Below are 22,649 nucleotides of genomic sequence, written 5' to 3' on the forward strand. Positions count from 1 at the left end.
CATCTATACAATGAACTAAGTCAACTGAATTTAAGTAAGGTTATTTTTTTTATTGACCTCATTTGCGGAGTGTGCGAGTATCTTCCACTCAGGTAAGATGAGGGGGAATGAAATGTGAGAGGGAGCTTAATTTTGCGTAAAACGCTTTACCACAGAAACGATATTAGACCAGCCTTGATGGGTATGGGGTTATCATCAAGAAGAGTTTTGTACTTGTTTTTGGCCTCTCTTCCAAGAAAATTTAATAATATAACTAGAAAGCCGGAGATCCTTTTTGATAGCTCTATGGAGTTTGATTTATCAATTGAAGAGTATGCAAATGCGTGTAATGTTGACCATCCAACGGCTTACAGGCAATTGAAAGAAGCTGTATATGATTTGATGGGGTTTGTTTTGACACCAAGCTTTAAATTAACCAAGGATATTGATCCTAGTTTACCCAAAGATTGGGTTGAGCCATTTAATGTGGCGACTGATGGTACCGGTTATTCAAAAGGAGAAGGTTTTATTAGGGTTAGGTTTCACGAAAAAATGAGGCCTCTGATTTCTGACTTAACAAAAGGATTTACTGGTCAGTATCTGGAAAGTGCAGTTGCCATACCTGAGTCTAATGCCAGCAAATTATATCTTCTCTTGAGAGAATGGATAAGCGCAAACCGTTATGTATCTGAAAAGGAAGTTAGTTTTGCGAAGTTAAGAGAAGATCTTGGTATTGAAGAAATAAAAACGTATGAGCTGTTTAATGATTTTAATAAGCAGTTCTTTAAAAGGTCTGCAAAAAAAATCATCGAAAAAACCGAATTTTCAGAAATTACGATGGTTATATCTGAGCGCAAGGTTAGAAAGGCACACAAAGTTAAAATTAGCTGGAAGTTTGATAGTAAAGCATTGGCGGAGAAGGAATCAGAAAATAAAGAGTTTATTGAAAACGTTGATAAAATGAAGAATTAACAATCGCTACTAGATGAGTCTTCGACCTCTCACCTAGCAGCTAACCCAAAACCTACATACTTAGGAAATTGAGCTATGAAAAATAGTACCTTTCGCGTGCCTCTTTGTCACGTTACATACGAACTGCTTGTTCAGTTTGTACACATTTCTTCAAATCTTACCTATAGGCAACGACAAGCCCTCCTTTTAGGAGGGCTTTAGTATGAGTGCCATTTTCTGCGAAATAGGCTATCACAAAGCCAGAGAGTGCTTCCCTGAATTGTCTGAAAGACAATTCCAATGCCTTATGCTTTATTCGCTAGGGGTCTCCTACAGCGATATAGGAATCAAGATGGAATGTAATTACCAATCTGTTCAGAATACGATGTCGAGAATGTTAGCTAAATTCTCTGTTGGGTCTGTTCCCGAATTGAGAATGGTGTTCTTTTTAAGGGTGATGATGCGCTAAGGCGTTACCCCTGCGGTTTCGCTTTTTGTCGATAACCTAAATGACAACGAACAAAGATCGTTGTCATTTGAGATTCCTGTCACAAAATCCTGTGCGAGAAATCAAGGCTTCGCTCGTTTATTTCATCAGTCAGGCCAGAGTTGGTGTTTTAGCCAAGTTTTCTAACAGATGTCAAAAAGTGTCGTATTTGTGTCTGTTTAGAGTTGAATTGATGTTTTAAGCTGCTTGGTTTGGTGTTATGTTATAGTATTATGGGTGTTTAATTGTATTTAAGGTAACAGTATGAAGCTATTTATTGATAATGGTTCAACCTCAACTAAGTCAGCATATTTTTTTGAGGGGGAGTTGATTTTAAAGAAGGCACACAATCGATGTGAGTTCGGCATCGGGTACGGTGAAGATGATCAAGACACATTCATAACACAAGAAGGTGAGCAGTTTACGTTTTTCAATACAGCAAAAACAGCACCGACAAATAACATTCAATATCAAACATCGAACCATTGCCTATCTGCTATTCATTTTGCAATTCACGATCTTGAATTGGAACATGATGAATTTGATATATTCACTACACTGCCAGTCTCTATGTACTTTAAAAATGGGCGTAAAGATGTGGAGCAAATTGAATTAGTTAAACAAAAGTTCATGCAAAAAGTTGAGAGAGAAGATGGTAAATCAGTGAACGTTAAAAGTGTAACTGTTCTGCCCGAAGGCTTACCAGCAGCTAGACCTTTTGTTGTGGGTAAAGTTGAAGATGATGAGCTTACTTTAGTTGCTGATTTGGGCGGAACAACGCTTGATTTGTGTCTGTTGGAAGGAGAAGCGACAAAAATAGTTAAAGCTGATACGTCAAATATTGGAATGTTTGATGCGTTTTCAAATGTACGCGATTCTTTGGGCAACAAGAATTTAAGTGATTCAGTGGTGTTTAAATTGCTTGAAACAGGCACGGCTAGGCGTGGGAACATGACTGTTGATAGGGAGGCTGTGACAAAAGACGTTATTAACAAGGCAGTGAATGCGATCTCCACTTTTTTGGGTGATAGAGAAAAAGAAGTGTCTAAAATTATTGTACTAGGTGGCTCGTGCGACCTGTTGTTTAAGGCTTTAAAAGTTAAAGGGTTTGATGTTCAAATGTGTAAATCAAAAGAGTTCGCATTAGTTGAGTCGATCGCAAAAATGGTGAGTGACAATGATAAATAAAGTTCAAGTTTATCTAACAAAAGAACAAAAGTTATTAAGTGCCCTTGAAGCTTCCAAGCTGTCTGCCAGTAAAGAGATTATACGTTTAGCTAAAATTGGGTATCAGTTGATGGAGAAAGACCCTAAAGAGGGGGCTTATCTTCTATATATGTTTGACCAAAACAATGAGAACAATGATCATCTTTCCGAAAAAAAAGAAGAACAGAATATTGCATCGAAGGCTCCAAAAACGGGGTTTGATTCGCTTTTGGATTGATTACTTAATTGCGCGTAAAGCCTCGCCCGATGAGGGCGGGGATCCAATCAATTAAGCCCTACAAACCATGTGAGATCTCGCCCTGACATCGGGCATGACCCCAAGCGGTCGGGCTTTACACGATAAGCAGCCAGTCACCAAAATCAAAGATTTTGACTGGCTCTGCTTCCTGCTTCAATCCCTCATGCACTCCGCTTCGCTACGCCTCGTCGTCCCTCCTCGTTGCCTTTCACCATCTGAACTCAAGTGTGAGTAATGACCTTGATTTCACTAGCAGTCTTATTTGCCCCTGACTCGCATCACAACGCTTTCTGCTCTTCCTTCTAGATATCTCATCACAGAACCTGCTTTACAAGGGTATATGAACGCTACGCGCCCTTGTAAAGCAGAACCATGCAATGAGCTAAAGAAGTCAGGCGACAAGCGAAGTGATACTCAAACAACAAGGGACAAAAGCCATGCTATCGAATCAATCTCAAACTCACACTAATGTTCAAATTGCGACCAACGTATCGACGTTGGACTCTCAGGCAACTGCACAAAATGATATCTCTAAAAAAGACCAACAACTCGCAAAACGCTATCTTAAAAATTTGGAAATTAATTTCACAAACGTGTTACATGACGGGGATGATCCTCATGGCTTTTTTTGGGATGCTGGTATCTGTGATATTGTCAGAAATACCTCTTTGGAAATGGGAGATATGGGCGGCTATTGGGATTGTGAGCATCATTTAGCCGTCTCTGGCACTTCAAACTCACTCTTGATTGACGCTATCAACGAACTGCTCAAATTACACAACGTTGATATAAACTCCACAGCGTTAAACTTTCCCGTCGAAGCTATCCTCACGAAAGCTGATAAAGGGCACTCTGGTACATGGAAAGAGCTAGAAGGTCTATTTTACTATCCTGATTGCAATAACTTTAAAGGGGATGCTTTAAAAATTCGCATCCAGCTTATGAATATTTTTGTTATGAAGTGTCGTTACTGGTTTGAGATTGTCTGGTAACTCATCAGAACTAGAGTTTCTCTTAATCTAAATTTTGAAGTAAAATGAATGCAACTATAAAAGGTATCAATACTATGTCTGAATCTAGCAAAGTTACACTCAGTGTTGAAGAGCTGATCAACCTAACCGCTCATGCTGCCACTCAAGAGCAGTTAAACGATACGCGTAAAGAACTTGACCAAAAAATTGAAACGGTTCGCCATGAAATCCAAGAGGTTCGTAATGATCTCACAGATAAGATTGACTCCATTAAAAACCTCATTATTGGAACTGCTTTTACTATGATCGCCACCGTTGCCGCTGGCGCCTTTTATCTCGGCAGCCACTTACCGTCATAAGACCAAGAATATTATTTAAATACCGCTCTAGAGCGGTATTTTTTTATCTATAATTCCCTGAGCATGACCGCAAGCGGTCGGGCTTTTCGCTGCGCTCGTGTCGATAATTTGGCTTGCTCATATCGAGCAAGCTCGATGCAATCCTAAATTCCTGTCACACAATCCCTCATGCACTCCGCTTCGCTACGCCTCGTCGTCCCTCCTCGTTGCCTTTCACAATGTGAACTCAAGTGTGAGTAATGACCTTGATTTCACTAGCAGTCTTATTTGCCCCTGACTCGCATCACAACGCTTTCTGCTCTTCCTTCTAGATATCTCATCACAGAACCTGCTTTACAAGGGTATATAAACGCTACGCGCCCTTGTAAAGCAGAACCATGCGATGAGCTAAAGAAGTCAGGCGACAAGCGAAGTGATACTCAAACAACAAGGGACAAAAGCCATGCTATCGAATCAATCTCAAACTCACACTAATGTTCAAATTGCGACCAACGTATCGACGTTGGACTCTCTGGCAACTGCACAAAATGATTCCTCTAAGAGCCATTCTTTCTTTTGTAAATAAGGTAAAACATTATGAAATATCTCTCACACTATATTCAAGACAAACAAACTCAGGCTTTTAATGAGGCGGGAGCGTTCTTTGCTTTTTCTAATCAACAGTTCGCTGATGAAAAAAAAGAGGGCGTAAAATATGCATCTCTAGGTATGGGGTTAATTTGTCCTGTCGATAACGCCAAGCAATTAATGACCCGTTTAGATTCTATTGCTCAAGAGGGGATCGCCGAAGACATCAAAGAGAACGGCAAGGCAGCTATCATCCGACGTGAATTATTTAATCACGAATGTTTCTACACCAATGAAATTTGTGATTGCGTGGAAAAGCTCGAAGACTACGGAATTACTTACGACGAGATTTATACCGTGTTTAATCATGTTCTTAAAACGGAAGACGTTTATTAATCTAGGAAAGTAAAGCGCCTTGATATTTGCTGTATCAAATATCAAGGCATATTCAATTTAAATCACATTGGAGTTTCATTAAATGAACATTCTGAATATTACACAAGATATTGAAGAAAAAAAAGAAAAATCCTACTTTTGTACGGCTGTACCGTTTTCACTTGGTAAGGTGGTGTATACGCAAGGCATCCAACATCTATTGGATGAAAAATTAGGGGTTAACTTGTCTATTTATTTACAGCGCCACCTGAGCGGGGATTGGGGTAACGTTTGTATTGAAGATAAGATCACCAATGACGAATCAACCCAAACGGGCGAACGGATTATATCAAGTTATACGATTTCTAAACAATCCGTCTGGATTATTACAGAACGTGATCGTAGTGTGACCACGATTTTATTATCCAGCGAATATTAATCATTAAACATAAAAAATCGATTCTACAACTCGAATTGTTATGTATCACCAAAGGGCGGTTTTGGATTTAAATTTGAACAAAATTAATCGCTCTTTTAAGTGAATCTATTTCACGATAAAAAGTTCAACAAAGCCACTTGCACCTTATTGGTGCAAGTGGCTTTTTCCTTTCTAGCGACAATCCCACAAGACCAGCCTACAGACACCACACTAAAAAAGCGCTTCAAACGTCAGCGACTCGCAGACCAATAGAACCTAAAGACCCAAAAACCAAGATGAGCAATGTCGAGGCTTTCTGAGGTCGATGGTCATCTTTAAAGAATTGCACACCCCACGGTACATTGCGAAGCAATGTATATGGTTGTCTGTTAAAAACATAAAATATTTAATATCAATAACTTATGTTTCGATTTGTATTTTTATACTTTTATTTCAAATTTTCAAAAAGTATTAATATTAGCCGACAAAATCAAAATTCAACTAGAATATTATCGAAATCTAAAGATATTTACCCTTTTACAGGAAAGGGATTGTGATGATTTTGAATGCGATTTGAATTAATCGAATTTCAAAGGTGTTCATGCCTTTTGTATCAATGGTTGTGGTGTTTTTCTTGATTTCTTGGTATTCTCTTTTAAATGCAGTTAATTTCAATTTGAATATACTTTAAAGGTGGCTTATGGCGCGTTCTTATCCTCTTCAATCCAAATTAAAGGGGCAGTTAGAAGTTGATTTTAAGATTTTCAGAGACAGGGGATCTTTAAGCGACGCAGAGGCAACTCGACAACTTCTCGAATTTGCATTACGTATAAAGCTGAACGACAACGAAGACGAAAGACCCACAAACCGCGAACTGCTGGAGGAGATTTACCGTACCGTTCGATCGAATGTTGCAGTGTCCGATCTCACCCACAGTCAAACATTCAACCCCGAATCTATGTATAAGCACTTAGCTGATTCTAAAGCTTTAAGAAAACAAGTTAAGGCAGACGTTAATGACGGAACTGACGACTATCTTTCTGGGAAAAATAAAGAGTAGCTAGGCTACTCTTTATTTTGTCTTTATGGGAAGAGGGAGGGGTTATCTTTCTCGCTCTCTTTCTATTTCCCTATCTATTACTTTATTTTCCAATTCTCTATATTCATTATCTTCAATAGAACGGTCAGAGGATAACTCAAATTGCTTTGCGTCAATTAAATCCAAATCCCGACTTTCTTTTTCTTGTTGTAATTGTTTTTTAATGTCATTTACCTCATCTTTTAAGTCATAAGTGTTATCGACTTTTATTTCTTGCTCAGGGTGGTCTTTTTTCATTTCTTTTTGTAGGGTGTTGATTGTCTGCTCAATGTCGTTGTCAGAAACGTAGATTATTTCTCTATCCGCCAGTGAGTTTGTTATTTTTTCTACGTTGTCAGGCGTTAAATGGGTGTTGTCTTTACTAAGAGATATGATGACTTTTTGTTTTATTGTATCTTCTGGTATGTTTTGGATATCATTTTTATGGTTTACGTTAATAATATCAAATTGAGATTGAGTGTTATCTCGAATGACAAAGCTGTTCTCTATCGATGTACTGATGATGGTGATCTGACTATTTTCACCACTATTAAATAATGTCATGTTCTTTGATTTTGTTCCCAAGACTCTAGGGTTAACTTTAAGGCCGTCATCTTTATTTGAGTGTCCATCTAAATACGTCACTTCAATGGCTTTCGTTTCATTGTATTTATTGTGAATGTTAGTAATGAGAGCCGGATGGAAGCATTTGTCCTCAGAAGAATAGACTCTTGGGTGATATTTAACATGGTTACTTTCTATGTTACTGACACCTAAGTTGGATAGGTATTGTTCGGCGAGCGTGCCTTTAATTGAACGTCCTTGAGCGTGATATTCTTTTGCTCTTTGTTCAAATTGTGCGATGTGTTTCGGTGTTGAGTTGAGCAATGAATCATGGTTGCTGGTCGCGACCAAATCATGCTTCTCAGGGGCATTGAGTAGATCATGAGCATGGGTCATTGCATCTTTGTAACTCAGGTTTTTTTGTGCCATAAGTAGATTGATTAACGACCCTTTTTCGCCTGTTGTGTAGTTTTTAAAATAGCCTCTGTATTCGCCCGTTAGCGATACTTTGGTTGCCGTCTTTCCGTCTCCAAAAGTGAGGTAGTCGATGTTAGACTTGGTCAGGTTCGGTTGTCCTAACAACTGTATTGCGAGGCTTTCTGTGTACTCAGGAAGCTTCTTGTTTATGTGATTTTGGAATCGTTTATAGTCAAAATCTCCGTTCAGATCTTGGTAGCGAACATCTTCTTGAGGCAGGGCTTTGTCGTTAAAATATGTCGTAGGTTTTATCGGCGTTTGGGCGAGCGTCTCAATCGCACTCTCTTTCGTACTTAGGTTGGATAGCCAGCTTTTCATCATGCGATTGGGGTTATCGGTATAGAGACGAATATGGTGACTTGCTCTCGATAAATCGATGTATGCACGGCGAAGGTTAGTTAATGCCCCTTTCCCTTTAATTGCCGTAATGACGTTCTCATAGGTCGCCCCTTGAGCCATGTCGGCAGTTCGTGTGTAACCATAGTCCCAATGGCTGTCTTGCATCTTATTAGGGTCGATTTGAAAGTGTTTCCCATCTTTCGATTGTGCGGTGATAAGCTCAGGCGTGGCACTGGTGACTTGGTATTCTGTGTTCGCCTTAATGCCTTTTGATTTATCCGTCAGGCGTGTCACGATTTTATCGCCACTTGATAACGGCTTTTGATCCAAGCTGAACAATGTCGTGAACGTATTGTCTCGATCTTGTGGAAAAAAGCCGCGTTCTTTTTGGTTTTCCAGTGATTGAAGGGTGACAATGTTATTCTCCGCGTCTACTTTTACTATTTGGCTGTACTCACCGTGTTTTGTGCTTATCAGTAGCCCTTCTTTATAAGGCATCATGGTGCCCAACTCTTCCCTTGAGGCGTTGACGCTACGTAAACGTGGAGCGCTGATGTTTTCCTTACCTAGCTCTTTTTTCTCGATCAACCCTTCTCTAATGTATTGGGTAATATCGTCCCTCTCAAGGTTTGTGTAAGCAATCACGAGGGTGTTATCGCGCGTCTCAGGCGTCCGTGACAAGAAGTCTTGAGCAACGGCGTACGGGAGTTTCTCGGTCGCTTGTTGCTGCGCGGCTATTTTATCTTTGCTATCTTCATCGAGCGTTGAAATGACATGCTGAGTTTGGCCTTGAGTGTCCGGCGCCTGTTTTTCGAGTTGTGATAGGCTGCTTCGCGGTTGTTTATCGAGGATGTTGTGAACTCCTGTCTTTAGGGGTTCATTTTTCTGACGCACTATATCTAACATGTACGCTGTATCTAAGACGCCTTGCTTCATCGCCAGTTCGAAGGGCTTCCCCGCACTGAGTGAGAGTAATTGCTCTTTGTCACCCAATAATACCGCCTTGGATTGGCTTTTGATCACTAAGTCGGTGAACTCTTTCGCTTGACGATTACTGACCATCGAGCTTTCATCGAGGAAGAAAAGCGTGTTGTCATAATCGCTTGGTTGCGTCTGCTTGCTTCTCAATCCTGTCAATAAACTTTCCAGCGTTTGGGCTTCTACCCCTTTCTCTTTTAATTCAGATACCGCCGCGTGAGTGGGTGCGAGTCCAACTATGTTGCCTGGTTTGTTCTTTCCGACTTCTGAGGCCGAGTGAATCAATTCTATATTGGATTCGAGCATGGTGGATTTGCCCGTACCGGCCAGCCCTTGCACCGCCACAAACGCATCTTTGGTGGTGGAGATTAATGTGATACTGTCACGCTGTCCTTGCGTGGTTCTCGATTGAGTGTCTAGATAGCGCTCTACTTGCTTGTTAGTGGCAAAGGCGCGGCGTTTGCCTTTGCCCTCTTCAATGTTGGCGAGTATGTCTTTTTCTGTTTTCAATGCGGCTTGCGTCGTCCAGCGGGTGCCATCACTGTATGACGCAGAAAGTATGTCTTTGTTTTGTGTGAGGGTGTCTTCTATTTGCGTTTTTGTGATTGGCGCATTCGCTTCTTCAAGTGAGTAGCGTACCGCCTCAATGACCAACTCTTTTTGTGTAAAAGCCGCCTCTCTTTCTGAAAGGTGGTTGAGTGCAAACGAGACGGCTTTTTCTTGTACTGTGGCGTTTTGTTCTTGAGACAGGGCATGGATAGCCAGCTGTACGTCTTTTTTAATCAACGCTTCACTGAGGTTTGATAATTGATGATCGTTGACAGATGTGTGAAGTACCCGTTGTGTGGCAGAGGGTTTTATGTCGGACTTATCGAGTGATTTCTGCGCTTTATCGGCATCGTCTGTATAGACGTCGATAAACTGGCTTTTCGCTGAAAGCTCATTAAGCAGTTCTTTTGAAAGCGCAAAGGACTTACTCGCGATTAGCGTATGCGCTTTATCAGCAATGTGATGAGAGGTGTTCACATAATCATAAGCGATAGGCGCTTGGTGGAGCTTGTCGAGACGTACCGATTGCTTATTTCCTTCGTCATCGACAAGGGTTAGCGCGTTACTTTTTATTTCGCTTACTTGGACATGTTGATGGGCGTCCAACCCTGATTCGTAATGCTTACCCGTGGTTTTGATGCGTTCGCCCTGATGGATAGACAGCGTCTCATTTTTGAATATTTGTACTTTCATGGCTTGAAACGCTTTTGATGCTGGTTCAAGTTCAATGACCTGTCCGTCCTTGTTGAGGACGGTGAGTGTATTCTTTTCTTGATCGAGACTTTGAATGACGAGTTCTTGTGGCTTGCGGTCTACCCAGTGTTTTAAAATCATGCCGGTTTGATAGTGTTGCACGAGTTCTTTCTGAGGTTGGCTCAGAAAGACGGGCTTTTGTACGGCGATGGTCACCCCTGAGCGTGCCAGTTGTCCCTCATTTTGCAATTGCTGACGGATCGCTTTAGTGAGAGAGACTTGCTCACGTGTCGAGGTCGTCAGTACTTGAGTGCTGTTTTTTTCGGGTGAAGATACATAGGCATTGACGAGTTTTGTCTGGTCGGTTTCATGCACTCTCACGATATTGTCGTGCTCTTTCGCATTGGTGTAATTATGGCTTGCCACATCCCCCTTTGAGTACAACGCGATAGCGTTATTAGCCTTATACCCTTGACGTTTTGACGTTGAGTTTAAAAAAACAACTTTGGTGTGGTTGCTCTTCGCAAGCTCCGTGAGTGCGATCAATTCCTTCGCATTCATCTTATTGGCATTATCGACAATCAACACATCACGGTTGGTCATGTGTGGGCCGTTATGAAGTAACCCTTGAACGGTAGTGCGCCTTTCTTCAGTAAATAGCTGTTTCACCCAAGCGGCGACCGTGTAAGCTTCTCTGCGGGTGTGCTTTTGGGCGTCATGTTGTTCTTTGCTGTTTTGAGAGACCAGGTGAACCCGTTTCCCGCTGTGGCTGCCAAGGTTTAATAAGTTCTTGGTGATTTGCTCAGAGTTACCGAACACATTCACCACTTGGAACTGTTTGGTGGACTGATAAATGTCGGTGAGTTTTTTCTGCTGCGCTGTGGGTGCATCCAGCTTTTGTAACACGCTGGTTTTTATATCAGTACGCATGTGATGAACGTTGCCCTTTGTTACCGTCATCAACTGCTTTTCGGTTTGGATCATTTCTTGGGAGGTATATAGCCCCTTTTGCGGTAAAGGGATGAGCTTTTCGTCTTTTATCCATTGCTCTGCAAGGGCTTTTAATTCAATGGCATTCGCTTGTATGCCCCCTTTACTGAACTCGCTACTGGCTTTTTCTATGAGGGTTTCTAGTCGTAATGCGGTGCTGGTTTGTCCTAGGTGACTGACCGCGCGGGTCAACGCCTCCTTGGCAATGACCGACGGGGATTGTTGATGGACCGATGATGTTTTTAACGCGTTTTCAACCAACTTGTCAGGGTCAAACCCCTCCTCTATCGTGGCTTCTCGCCACTGCGTGGTTAATGAGGATTCGCTCTGATATTGCTTGTCTTGACGCGTATCGAGCGCGGCGGCATCTTTGGCCGCTTGTGATTGCGTACCCCACTCTTGCGCCTTCTCATCAATTTGGTGTTTACGCGTTGAAAAGAGATGAATCAGTTGTTCAGGAACGCCTTTGATTTCGAATTGATTGTTCCCTACGCCTTTTGTTTGAAAATCGAGATCCTGAGTGTTGGTGGCTAAGTGACTTTGATAAAGGGCGGTATAGTATTTTTGGAAGTGGTAAATTCTTTCGCCCGTCCCATTGATGACCCCGTCTTTTTGCTTTGAGCATGATCCTAGAGTGCGAAGAGCATTGTCTTGGTCTCTGGTTAGGTTAGCGGTGATAGCGTGGGAGTGGAGCTGCATATCATTTGCGCGACTGGTTTTATGTTGTACGACCCCAAATAACAGACTCTCTGTGTTTGTGTAAGTGCGTATCCCTTTTTTGTCTATCGATAGAATTTGCGCCACATCTTTTTCCAACTCAGAGAGCGCATATTTGACCGCGTTATTGTGCGCGTCAATCAGTCGAGTATCCCCTCCGACGAGCGCTAAGATACTGACGGATTTTGGGGCAGAAAAGGTTAAATCAAATCCTGCTTTGTGATTCTCTCGACGTCCTTTCACTGTTTCGCCATTGAGCGTGCCTGAGAGTACCGACTCCAACGTTTCTTGGTCTACCGACTTGCCGGCGAGTCCTGCACTTTCAGCGAGCTTACCCCACCAAAACGTATTGTCCTGCGCGCCTGCTTCCTTGAGGTAGTAATTGTCATTTGATTGGGTTGGGTGATGTTCAACTTGCACCCCCTCATCGATGTTCTTTTCTTTTTCTTCATTGAGGTAATAGGCGGCGGCATCTTTGGCGGATTTTATCGGGCTAATAGACATCATGTGAGGGCACTCTTTCAATGATTACCCTCTTAATCATTAAATTAAAAGGGTGATAGGTTACTGGAGGGATTTCTAGATTGTGTTTACCAAATTTGCCACCATCTTTTCCGGTTCGGCTTTTTAAGGTCTTTTGGCACGGTAATTTCGTTATTACCCAAGTCTTTAATCATCTCTTCTATCATGAATTCAAACGCTGACATTGATATTTGATTAAGTGTTTCTATGGCTTGGTTTACCGAAGCGTCTATGGACTCCATATTTAAACCGTGGATCAGCGCTTCTTCTCTACACCATTGGTCTAACTTAAAAGCATTTAAAGAGTGTACTGGCCTGTAATGGTTACTTTGGTCGAACCAATAGTAGATGGCAGGATAGTCCCTTTGGGGTAATGATTGCACTCCATCAAATTCTCCAATGTATTCTGGGGCTAATTGGTTTTCTTTAACTATTCGATTGTGTAATAGTGGGTATAAGTTAATGTCTTGCATAATGTATCCAATCATTGGTTTTCACATAACGGCAGCGTTGTATTTAATCAGAGCTCTTTCTTGTTATCCCCTGCCCTTTTTCATTGAGCTAATCGCCGTCGTAGAGCCTTTCTGGCGCTTCTTCGATTTCTTGCGTGGCGGCTTCTTCGACTTCTCTTGTCAGGTTGTTCTGAGTCTGTTTTGAGGCGAGTTTTTCTTGCATTTGTTTCTCTAGCGCTTGAACCGTCTCACTTTGACGCGCCGCTTTCATGTTATCTACCTCTTGTCGGATCTCCCCTGTCTCCTCATCAAAGTTCATACCTTGCGCTTTGATGAGTGCGGCGGTTTCTTCTTTGTCGAGAAAAGCGGCCGGCGCAATGACTTCATGAAAGACCGTGGCGTCATACGCTTTTTGCATGGCGTCGGATAGCGTCATGTCCCGCTTAGAGAACGGCGGGTTTTTATCTTTGATGCGGTCAAATTTCAGGTCAAGGCGCGTGATGTACTGGCAAGCAGGGACACGTAAGTAGCACTGTAAATCATCAAGCCCTAATATTTCAGAGGCGGTCACGACTCGTCTTGTGATGGTTTGATGCCCTATCGAGATACCGTCTCGCAGTGAGTTTGCGCCATAAGAAATATTTTCTTTCGATACATCGACTTCTTGCTCGCCTAAATCTTTTGAGGAAACTTCGGCCATTTGGTCGGACGGAGAACGAAAAAAGAAACGGCTGTTGAGTAAATCAAATATCACATTGGCAGAATTGGTGCCGTAGGTATTTAAAAGCTGCGCGTAGGATTGGATACCGATGAGGTAACACCCACCAAACTTACGCACTTCGGAAATAATGCCGCTTAATTCGGGCAGTTTATGCAGGCTCGGCATTTCATCCATAATGACCCAGATTCGACGGTTCGGATTTTCTTCTAGCCCTAGAATGGCGTTGGAGGCTATCGCAAGCCACATCGAAATCAGCGGTCTGAGTGAGGTGTGTTGCTGCGCGTTACTGGAGATAAACAACATGCCTCTTTGCTTATCGTCTTGAACCCACTCGGTGATCGAGAATGGCTTTCTTAATGCTTCGGGTCTGCTCTCATCCTCTAACCCATCTAAAAAGCGCAAACTCTTAATGTATGTCGCCAATACGGACTTGATTGAAATAGCGGTCTTCTCAATTTTATTTGAGACGAGTGAAGAGGCTTCCGTACCCTGTAAATAGGAGCCTAATCGTTCAAGCTCTGACGTTAACAGTAAGTTGAGTAACCGAACTGTCGTGCACTCTTCTCCGTCTCGACTCATGCGAAACGCCGTTGACGATAAAATAGTACGAGCGGAATCGACCCAGAAGGGATCACCATCGCCATGTTGAGGAATTAACGCGGCGGCCATGTTTTCAAAATCAGGGGCTTCTTTTGCATCACACCAGATATTCCAGTTGGCACAACGGGTATCAAACGGGTTCAAGATAATATCTTGCTTAGGGTCATAAAATTTACTGACAAAGGTACAACCTTTGTCGTACACAATGGCTTTGTCCCCTCGCTCACGTATCCAATGCAGCATTTTACGGATGAGTACCGATTTACCCGCGCCCGTCGTGCCGTCAACCAGAATGTGTTGTACTTCAAAATCCTGCTTAAAAAGGCGTTGGTTATCGAGTTTGAATTTCGAAATACTACCGTCCCCTAAGCCTCGTTTTTTCTTCCACTTTGCCGCGACTTTGAGTGTCTTTGTGATCACTTCCGGCTCGGCCAATCTAAAACCACGGATATGATTGTCTTCGGTTTGTTCTTCTCCTCGTTTATTGAACATTCGTAGAATCAACCATGACAACAAACCTACAGAAGCCAATGCGCCTAAAAAAGCAATTTGTGCGGTGAATAAAAAGGTAGACCAGTCTTTGAACAGCATGGCGTTGTTTCTGAAATTGACGAGCGTATTTTGATAGGTCACTCCCTGGTAAGTCATGGTCGATAGCGTGGACGGTTTACTGAACAAAAACTCACTCAGGGCATAGAATTTTGCGTAATAAAAGGCATTAAGCACAGTATCGGTACTGGTGGCTGCCCACGCGAACAAAAATGTCAATATCACGATGAGGGCAAGGGCGACCTTGACTATCCAACCTTGCACTTGAAAAAACATGCGTAAGTTGTGAAAGATGATTTGACCGCCACGGGTCGTCTGTTTCGTTGAGGCCATGCTCGGTCTCCTTTGAGGAATTATGAATATTCAGATTTTGGGGAGATAAGCCAACCTCGGATACGCTGCCCACCCCAAATCAACTTGTTATATATTTTTTGCGTTTGGTATCGCTGGCAATCAAAGCGCCTTAACTCTCGATCGGTTAAGACTTCAAAAACTACCGACTCTTGAGCTTCTTGATTGAGTGTTGATGCAGGGTGCTTTCTCATGTCAAATCTCCTTTAATGCCTGTAACTCTTTTTGATATTGATAGTCCGCAAGTTGCTGGCGCGTCCTGCGGTGCTCAACCTTCGCTGCCTCGGCTTTTTTTGGCGTCGGTCTGAGTTTCATTATCTCGGCAACTGCTGCTTTAATTTCGCCGTTATCCATTTAATTTCCCTCTACAAAAGCGACTTATCACCCGAAACGGTGGATAACTTAAATTTCGGTTGAACCTATCCATTGTTCACCCAGCCAAGCCTCTGCACCACAAACGTTCCATTGAGGCGGAAAAAAGTCGGACAGCTTCACGAGTGTGTCGTGTGTCCAGCCTGAACTTGGGGCATTGTAAGTGCGTAAGCTTTGCCCTTCATCGCTAATTATCATCAGCTTCTTGTGTTGGTTAGGCGTGAGGATGTCAGGCTCGCTCCCCTGTCTGTCAGTAATGAATTTAATAGTATGTCCCTCAAGGTTATTGTACTTACCCAAAAAACACTCATGGTAAGGCAGTCCCTCTACATATGCTGCGTGACCATCGGTCGCTTCTTTAATGGTTTTCATGCACCCTATGAACTGATTTATACGACATTTATGTTGCCTGATTGATTGAGCATCAACGTTTGTACATATTTGATGTGTGATTGATAACGCCTCTTCCATTCTTTCTCGGATAGGCAGCGTGTCATTGTTAGGATCATCAAGCCAATCCCCTATCAATCCATTAAGGTGCAATGCGGTTAACTTTTGAATCTCAACGTATGGCCAGTACCACTTCTCTTTCTTTTCCATACCAATCATTTCAATCCCCTTCAGATTCAAAATGTGGGGTTGTGTTTGAAAGCTGAACTCCCACTCCAAGCAAGCCAATAACCAAGAACGTATAGAGTCCATTCTCAAAAACATTGGGCGCATTTATAAAAATCAGTTCGAGTGCATTCCCTAATGTGAATGTTGATAATTGGGATTGAGGTAATAAAGTAATGCGATAGATCAATTCAAGACCGCACCAGAACAGCATGATGCGGGCAGCCAACTTAAAAGTGTCGATAAAAGATAGACACATACGGCAAAAGTTATTTATTTGAAACCTTTGAAAGTTTGTGAGTTTTTTCATATTTATTTCCTTAAAAATGCGAGACCGCATCGGTCTCTTTCGCGGTGTAAAACGGCGTTAAATCGTAACGGGTCGTTTTTAAATACTCTTTGTCAGAGAGCATCACAAAAAAGTAATCGTCTTGACGGTGCATCCAGTCCATGACCCATGCGTTGGTGGTATCACGCACAACACGCCAATATCCCCAATGGTCGTACCCGTATTGTCGTGCAGTCTTTCGATATTTTTGATTTAAGTAGCGCGTCATTTTAACGGACTCTGAATTCCCCCCAGTATCTGGTGAATCGATTTCAATCAGCATAAACTTCACCACGCCCTTGTCATCCGTGCGGATCTCAAAAGACTTTACGCCGTCTTCGGTGATGTCTACCGTATAAGCGTTGACCCCTTTGATGGGGGTCAGCGGTGGACAGCCAAATTCATCATCGCAAATCATCCCTTGGCTGAACTCTCTGTGCGTAATCGCCTTCACTTGATGTTGCTGACGCACTTCATCAAGCGTGGTTTTATTAATTCGAATATCAAACGCTTTTGGCTCAGCGTGCACTGTATTTATCACTCCCAAGAGTGCCAGTAATACCCATTTCATCGGCTTATCCTTTTCGCTAAATATGCAGTCAATATTATATCAAAAATAGCTGATCTTATATACAGCTATTAATCAAAATGATGCTTCACACTGCCCCATTTTTCATCCATAAATTGTTCGGCTTTTGATTGCCTTGGTGACGGGTTGTCCACATTATTGAGATTGCTTGGCGCTTGCGCGGCGCTGGCCTGTTTCAACTCTTCATTTTGGCTTTCTATGCTGGTATTGGCTTGATATTCCATTTGATTTTTTTCATGGGGATTGTAATCAGGCATTCCCATGTCATAACCCGCTACCCCAACCTTGAGATTATTAACTTCATCGGTCACAGCAACCGCCAATTCACCGCGTTGCTCAACAAAGTCCACCTTGTCTTGACCGGCTTGATGGACGTTGTTTAACGTTTGTCCTTTCAATTCGTCAACTTGCGAATCGGTGATAGTATTCAACTTGTCATTAATGCTTTTCTCCGCAAGCGTTTCGACGAACTCATGAGCAAGCTGAATTCTCTGTCGTGATGTACTTTGATCATTACCAGTCAACAAGGTCGAAATGTCCATGCCACCGCGCTTGTCTGGATTGTCATCCAACCAGTTCTGGAACTGCATAGACATATCAGAGTTCACACTCGCTCCCGTTGTTTGCGCCTGCGTTAAGGCCAACGTCGCGGCTTTTTCTTGGTTAATGGCCGCATTCAAGGTCTTACCCGCACTCGTAAGGGAGCTAAACGTATCATTCACATTGTTACTTTCCTGTGTACTGGTACTGCTCGAATCACTGGTGTTTTGCGCCACGGACGCGGTTCTTGCCAGTTCAAGCCCTTGATTAAAGGTTTGTTGGTCTGTCATTGAGTGAGTGGTGGTCGATGAGTCGGTTTCTGTGTTACTGCCACTGATGCTGCCCTCCACACCGGCTGATGCGCCATTGCCTGCAACAGAGAATCCAACCGACGCGCCACCTTTAGCGAGCACTTGCCATGCGGCTGCGTCAGAAACATTGTGTGCTTTGGCGTAGTTTTCTGTGGCCTGCATCATTTGACTTAATCCGTCACGCATCGAGCTTTGCTCGCCAGTATTGGTTGAGTTGCCATAGCCACTTTGCTGCGCCGTCGAGTCCAGATATTGACGCGTTTCATTGTAAGCACTCGATGAGGCTTGTCTGAAATCCGCTGAGGCGGTATTCACAGCACGCTCAGCTTGCTGCGCTGACGAACTGAGGGTATTGCTCAAATCCTCTCTCATGCTGATGCTGTCAATGAGGTTTGAACGGCTTGGCTGCGTGTTGTAGACATGATTACCGGCGGCGGTTGTCGTATCCATCGCGCCATTGGATAGCTGCTTGGTTGCCATACTGTGCGCGTCCATGTAATTGGTATCATGCTTGTTCGCATTGGTGTTGTTGTAACTGTGTTGGTCTTCGGTGGTGTTACCTAAAGACAAGTTACCCGTCGCAATTTCGCGTGACACCTGACCACCCACCGAATTCACCATGCCCGCAAACTGCATGGAAGCGCTCGACATGATCGACGCCCCGCCTTTAATTAAGAACGGTGTGATGATAGGCGTTAACATCATGAGCCACCCTGCTATCGCACTCATTTCAAGGTTGGTTTTATGGAGTTCATTTAAGTTGTAGTACGTCACTCCCTGTCCGTTGGTGATGCTTTTCATCATGCTGCCACCAAACGCGTTACTGATGAAGTTAATGAACGTGAACACGATTGGCCACGCGGCAATATAAACGTAACCATAAAGGGTGTTAGTCAGCACCTTAAAGGTCATGTTGGGTAACATCGCAATCGCCACCACAATAGGCGACGCACACATGATGAGTAGCAAGAGTACCGTTTGCAGCATCGGGATACGCTTTTGGGCCCACAATCCCGTGGAAGCCATGAAAGCATTCGACTGGATTTGAGTTTGCGCGGCCATCAATCGTATCGCAGTGGCATCTGCCCCTACCGCATTACTGGCATCAATCAATCCCGTGTGTGTCGCGTTGGTGATCATGGCTTGCATGATGGTGTCTTTGGCATTTTTTGATACATCAATCAAAGCGTGGGTTGCGTTTTCTTGCGCGGTACTGTACAGAGCGCTTTGTAAGGCACTGTCGCTGCCACTCGCACCGAGCAATCGCTTTAACCAATTATGATGCTTGGCTTCTTCTGCTTGGAATCCGCGAGTGATAACCGGTAAGGCTTCTTTACACGTTGGGTATTCCCCACTTTCTGCGGGGTAGCTCGATGCGTTATACGGATCAAAAATTCGTCTCAAGGGGGACGGAGAGTGCGCCTTGAGAAACCCCAACATGTCGCTTGAACTGAACAGTGCTTTGTAGGTGTACTTCTTGTTGATGGTGATGTCTTGCCTAATACAGTTGGTCAAATATTGTTGCCACAAGTGTTGCAATTGCGGATCTTGAATTTTGGCCGTGAGGTTTTTTCTCACGAGTGTAGACCCAAACAACATCCCTGTTTTACTGTACTGCGCGTCATCGTTGGTGTGAAAAATACCGTCTATGGCCTTAGTGATGCCGTACATGTACGTGGTAGTTAAGTAAGCGGGAAACGATAAGATGATCGGGACATTAGAGACCGTTGCCACCCGCATGGGGTTACTCGAATCAATAATTTGAACGTCTTGCTTGGTGTTAATCAACAGCGTTGGCACAAGAAGCGTGACCGCGCACCACCCCACAATCGCTTTAGGTGAATGCGTAGTCATGAACGAAAACACTGTAAGCGGGATGCTTATCATCGCCACGGTACTGATGATACTGGTCATCGAGGCACTATTAATGAACATGGCCACTGCATTCAATACTTGCCTAGCCACTTCGCCCCCTGAAAATAGATGCACTTCTACCATAATGATTTTTCCTTTATTCCCAGCCGCGAGCGAGGCTGTCCATTGAGTCTTGAATACGTTTTTCAGCGCGTTTTCGTTGGTCGATAAGCTGATTCAGCATGACCAGCCTTTCTAAGGCTTGCTGCGGCGCTTTATTGAGGTACGCTTGCATCGCTTCTATTGAGCGCTGGATGTTCTCTGCGTCTTTGCTTTCCCCTGATTCTTGTAAGCCGGTTTGCGCCATTCGCAATAAATCAGAAAGGTATTGAGACAAGAGTTTGGCCGTCATGATTTGGGCGTAGTCATGCACGTAATTGTCGATGGATTCATTAGACTCCATGACATTAGAGAGCATTTTTAAAACGGGCATCGGCGTGATTTCCAAGAACGAACGTTCTTTGGCGTTCAGCTTCGCGTCCCCTTGATAGGCGTGAGCTATCGCGGTCAGCATGGTTTTCACTTGCTGATAAAAGGCTTTGTTCGGTGACACTGTGATGTTGGACTTCGTGACGTTTAAACATTTCGCTTGCGTGTCACATCGATACACCGGCACGACTTTCCCGCCCTTGAGCAGCGCTTCTATCCCCTGTTCGTTTTCAATGAACAGGGACGGAATGATGCGTTTTTTACCTGCCGCGTCATAAACCACGGTGCCTGAAAGTGACATCACCAACTCCGCCAGTTCTTTATCGCTTGAGAGGAACGTATTTTTTTGGATGTACTTCCACGCCACGTTGATGTTGACGGGCAACGCCTCAAATTCAGGATCGTTGGCTGCACTGGCTATCGCGGCGTTTGAGCCGGAGCCTGAACAGCGTTTTTTGGCGTCAGCGGTATCTGCACCGGCTTTGACAGCGGCGCGAATACACGCCATTTCTTTACCCGCCGCTTGAGCAAGATCGGTTAATCCCGTGGCATCAACCAACGATTGCGCCGCTTCACACGAGTTCAGACTCATGCTGTTAAATTTATTCGCCCATTCTTGCATTTCAGCCTGAATGGAAGCCAATTGCGGGGTCAGCGTTTGAATGCCGAGCTTGAGCGCAATGGGCGCTGCATTACGGCCTACGTTTTTTAAAAACTGTTTAAATTCCGCTGCGTTAATGAATGAGAAACCGCCCCCAAACACATCAATGCCCCCACAGCCTGCCGACACCGACGGCAACGTGATTTGTCCTGGTTCAAGATTGGAGACCGGACTTTTTAGACTCAGCCCGCCAGCACTAAAATAATTGGCACTTTGGCTTTTATACGCGCTTGGACTCGTCACATTGGTGGCGTACCCTAAACTGTCAAAGTAGCCTCCCAACTTATCGTCTACGCTGGCCGCAACCTGAAAAGGCAAGATTAAGGCAAAGGTCGTCGCCAGCGTCAGCGGCAACCACCGTTGTGATGGAATCATAACGCGTTTTATCATTGTTCATTTCCTAGTGGTTGAAGGCGCAAAAGCGTTTGTTGCCACAATGCTGTTAACTGCGCGTACGTCACCGCGCCAGAGGCAATACCTTGAATTCGAGTGGGGTCTTCTCGATGCTGCGCCAGTAATGCAGGAACACGAATGTTCCCTTGAAACCAACGCGATTTATCAAGGTGAGAGAGCAATTCAGGGTGCGGGTAATCAGGCAGTCCAATGCCGGTTGTCGATATTGCCCTAATCTGAACGTTATTCTCCTTCGCCCACGCATTAATGACCGGCGCTGTTCGGTGGCAATACGCGCACCAATCCGCGAAGACAAAGACCAAATCCCACTCATTACTTGAATGTTCGGTTTTCACCGTGGAGGACGGTATCGATGAGAGACCTTTCACCATCACTTGCTGAAATGTTTCTTTGGCTGTTGCCCCGTGCGCCATGACACTGAGCAAAGCCAACATTAAGATGAACAGTTTATGGATCGGTTTCATTACGGCGCTTCCTTGTAACCACTTTCAACAAAATGAATTTGACGCTTCACGTCATCCATACTTTTAATGCCATAGCTCACGGCGACTTGACTCTTTTGGGTTGGGTTGACGAGGATTAAAGCCGGTGTCACCGTCACGTCGAGCTTGCCATTATTCTTTCTTACTCTCTCAAGCTCAGGAAGCGCACTCCCATCCATGCTGATCCCCAAAAGGGATAAACCGTACTCAGCCGCAAAGGTTTTCACTTGCTTTGCGTACTCCTTGAGATACACATCATTATGGTTAAACACGAAAAAAAGTCCCGCCCCTTCACTTGCCAACTGGACGAGTGTTGCATCGAGCACCGCGTCTTTTCTTTCAAAAAACTGGCGCTTAGCCCGCTCGCCTGTCGGATGCTGTGCGTTGTAATCCAACTCAGGGTATTTGAGTTGTACCTGTTTCCATGCCGCCTCCAACTTTTCCGACCGCTCCCAAGACTCATCAATCAGGCGTTGCAGTCGGTACACATTATCAACACTAGGGTTCATCACCGCTGCGGCTTTTGCCTCTAAAAACGCGGCTTGCCAATCCGCCAATTGTTCTGTAGCGGTCGTGGGCTTAGTGGCAAGCTTTGGCTGAGACGTCACCGTTTTTACACGACGCTCTGGTTCTTCCACCGCCACTTCTTTTTCTTCTTCATACCATTGCCAGCCTCGCCCCGTGTCTTGCGCGAACGTAGGGAAACTCAATGTCAACGTGATAATTAAACAAACGATCTGAATCTTCACTTCGCCTCCTTATGGATGGTTTTCAAAGGTGGCCGGATCAAAATCTTCAAATTTTGATTTGAGCGCGTCCGTGTTAGTGTTTTGGAACAATAA

At 43.9% G+C, this 22,649-nt stretch carries 20 protein-coding genes; 8 read left to right on the forward strand and 12 right to left on the reverse strand.

Features of this window, described 5'->3' with window-relative positions:
- Nucleotides 1–132: 132 nt before the first annotated feature.
- The 8 genes from BCT34_RS06975 to BCT34_RS07015 all read left to right on the forward strand — a co-directional run bounded on the left by BCT34_RS06975 (nucleotide 133) and on the right by BCT34_RS07015 (nucleotide 6,632).
- Entirely contained in the window at nucleotides 133–951 is an 819-nt protein-coding gene (locus tag BCT34_RS06975; RefSeq protein ID WP_076654363.1) for a replication initiation protein, read from the forward strand.
- A 730-nt stretch (nucleotides 952–1,681) separates the two neighbouring features.
- Nucleotides 1,682–2,605: a plasmid segregation protein ParM domain-containing protein gene (parM, locus tag BCT34_RS06985; RefSeq protein WP_076654365.1), complete on the forward strand. Its 924-nt coding sequence runs from the start codon at nucleotides 1,682–1,684 to the stop codon at nucleotides 2,603–2,605.
- Nucleotides 2,595–2,861: a hypothetical protein gene (locus BCT34_RS06990; protein WP_076654366.1), complete on the forward strand. Its 267-nt coding sequence runs from the start codon at nucleotides 2,595–2,597 to the stop codon at nucleotides 2,859–2,861. Before parM ends, BCT34_RS06990 begins: the two co-directional genes overlap by 11 nt.
- A gap of 428 nt (nucleotides 2,862–3,289) precedes the next feature.
- The gene (locus BCT34_RS06995; RefSeq protein WP_131828414.1) at nucleotides 3,290–3,874 is read left to right on the forward strand and encodes a hypothetical protein; all 585 of its coding nucleotides are present in this window, start codon (nucleotides 3,290–3,292) and stop codon (nucleotides 3,872–3,874) included.
- A gap of 74 nt (nucleotides 3,875–3,948) precedes the next feature.
- The gene (locus BCT34_RS07000; protein WP_076654368.1) at nucleotides 3,949–4,212 is read left to right on the forward strand and encodes a DUF1640 domain-containing protein; all 264 of its coding nucleotides are present in this window, start codon (nucleotides 3,949–3,951) and stop codon (nucleotides 4,210–4,212) included.
- Nucleotides 4,213–4,788: 576 nt separating this feature from the next.
- Complete coding sequence (locus tag BCT34_RS07005; RefSeq protein ID WP_076654369.1) at nucleotides 4,789–5,175, forward strand: hypothetical protein; 387 nt, start codon at nucleotides 4,789–4,791, stop codon at nucleotides 5,173–5,175.
- An 82-nt stretch (nucleotides 5,176–5,257) separates the two neighbouring features.
- Nucleotides 5,258–5,593, forward strand: a complete 336-nt coding sequence (locus BCT34_RS07010) for a type I restriction endonuclease subunit M (RefSeq protein WP_076654370.1) — start codon at nucleotides 5,258–5,260, stop codon at nucleotides 5,591–5,593.
- 679 nt (nucleotides 5,594–6,272) lie between these two features.
- Complete coding sequence (locus tag BCT34_RS07015) at nucleotides 6,273–6,632, forward strand: hypothetical protein (RefSeq protein WP_076654371.1); 360 nt, start codon at nucleotides 6,273–6,275, stop codon at nucleotides 6,630–6,632.
- 42 nt (nucleotides 6,633–6,674) lie between these two features.
- On the opposite strand, the gene traI is transcribed toward BCT34_RS07015, so the two are convergent.
- From traI to traF (BCT34_RS07070), 12 genes are all read right to left on the reverse strand, one after another.
- Nucleotides 6,675–12,464, reverse strand: a complete 5,790-nt coding sequence (traI, locus tag BCT34_RS07020) for a conjugative transfer relaxase/helicase TraI (RefSeq protein WP_076654372.1) — start codon at nucleotides 12,462–12,464, stop codon at nucleotides 6,675–6,677.
- Nucleotides 12,465–12,547: 83 nt separating this feature from the next.
- Nucleotides 12,548–12,952, reverse strand: coding sequence for a hypothetical protein (locus BCT34_RS07025; protein ID WP_076654373.1), 405 nt, complete (start codon nucleotides 12,950–12,952; stop codon nucleotides 12,548–12,550).
- An 88-nt stretch (nucleotides 12,953–13,040) separates the two neighbouring features.
- Complete coding sequence (traD, locus tag BCT34_RS07030) at nucleotides 13,041–15,134, reverse strand: type IV conjugative transfer system coupling protein TraD (RefSeq protein WP_076654374.1); 2,094 nt, start codon at nucleotides 15,132–15,134, stop codon at nucleotides 13,041–13,043.
- Between the two features lie 20 nt (nucleotides 15,135–15,154).
- Nucleotides 15,155–15,346 carry a hypothetical protein gene (locus BCT34_RS07035; protein ID WP_076654375.1) on the reverse strand — a complete coding sequence of 64 codons (192 nt, stop codon included), beginning with the start codon at nucleotides 15,344–15,346 and terminating at the stop codon, nucleotides 15,155–15,157.
- Between the two features lies 1 nt (nucleotide 15,347).
- Nucleotides 15,348–15,506, reverse strand: coding sequence for a hypothetical protein (locus tag BCT34_RS24320; RefSeq protein ID WP_157934865.1), 159 nt, complete (start codon nucleotides 15,504–15,506; stop codon nucleotides 15,348–15,350).
- Between the two features lie 48 nt (nucleotides 15,507–15,554).
- On the reverse strand, nucleotides 15,555–16,133 hold the full coding sequence (locus tag BCT34_RS24395; protein ID WP_198593453.1) for a hypothetical protein: 579 nt from the start codon (nucleotides 16,131–16,133) through the stop codon (nucleotides 15,555–15,557).
- A 1-nt stretch (nucleotide 16,134) separates the two neighbouring features.
- Nucleotides 16,135–16,449 (reverse strand): hypothetical protein, encoded by a 315-nt coding sequence (locus tag BCT34_RS07045; RefSeq protein WP_076654376.1) that lies wholly within the window; start codon nucleotides 16,447–16,449, stop codon nucleotides 16,135–16,137.
- A 10-nt stretch (nucleotides 16,450–16,459) separates the two neighbouring features.
- Nucleotides 16,460–17,038 (reverse strand): hypothetical protein, encoded by a 579-nt coding sequence (locus BCT34_RS07050; protein ID WP_076654377.1) that lies wholly within the window; start codon nucleotides 17,036–17,038, stop codon nucleotides 16,460–16,462.
- A 68-nt stretch (nucleotides 17,039–17,106) separates the two neighbouring features.
- Nucleotides 17,107–19,905, reverse strand: a complete 2,799-nt coding sequence (locus tag BCT34_RS07055) for a conjugal transfer protein TraG N-terminal domain-containing protein (RefSeq protein ID WP_076654378.1) — start codon at nucleotides 19,903–19,905, stop codon at nucleotides 17,107–17,109.
- A gap of 13 nt (nucleotides 19,906–19,918) precedes the next feature.
- Entirely contained in the window at nucleotides 19,919–21,301 is a 1,383-nt protein-coding gene (locus tag BCT34_RS07060; RefSeq protein WP_102300447.1) for a conjugal transfer protein TraH, read from the reverse strand.
- Entirely contained in the window at nucleotides 21,298–21,789 is a 492-nt protein-coding gene (gene traF, locus BCT34_RS07065; protein WP_076654380.1) for a conjugal transfer protein TraF, read from the reverse strand. Before traF (BCT34_RS07065) ends, BCT34_RS07060 begins: the two co-directional genes overlap by 4 nt.
- Nucleotides 21,789–22,556: a conjugal transfer protein TraF gene (traF, locus tag BCT34_RS07070; RefSeq protein WP_076654381.1), complete on the reverse strand. Its 768-nt coding sequence runs from the start codon at nucleotides 22,554–22,556 to the stop codon at nucleotides 21,789–21,791. Before traF (BCT34_RS07070) ends, traF (BCT34_RS07065) begins: the two co-directional genes overlap by 1 nt.
- Nucleotides 22,557–22,649 lie beyond the last annotated feature (93 nt).

Origin of the sequence: Vibrio sp. 10N.261.45.E2 (assembly GCF_002875705.1) — a bacterium.
GTDB lineage: Bacteria > Pseudomonadota > Gammaproteobacteria > Enterobacterales > Vibrionaceae > Vibrio.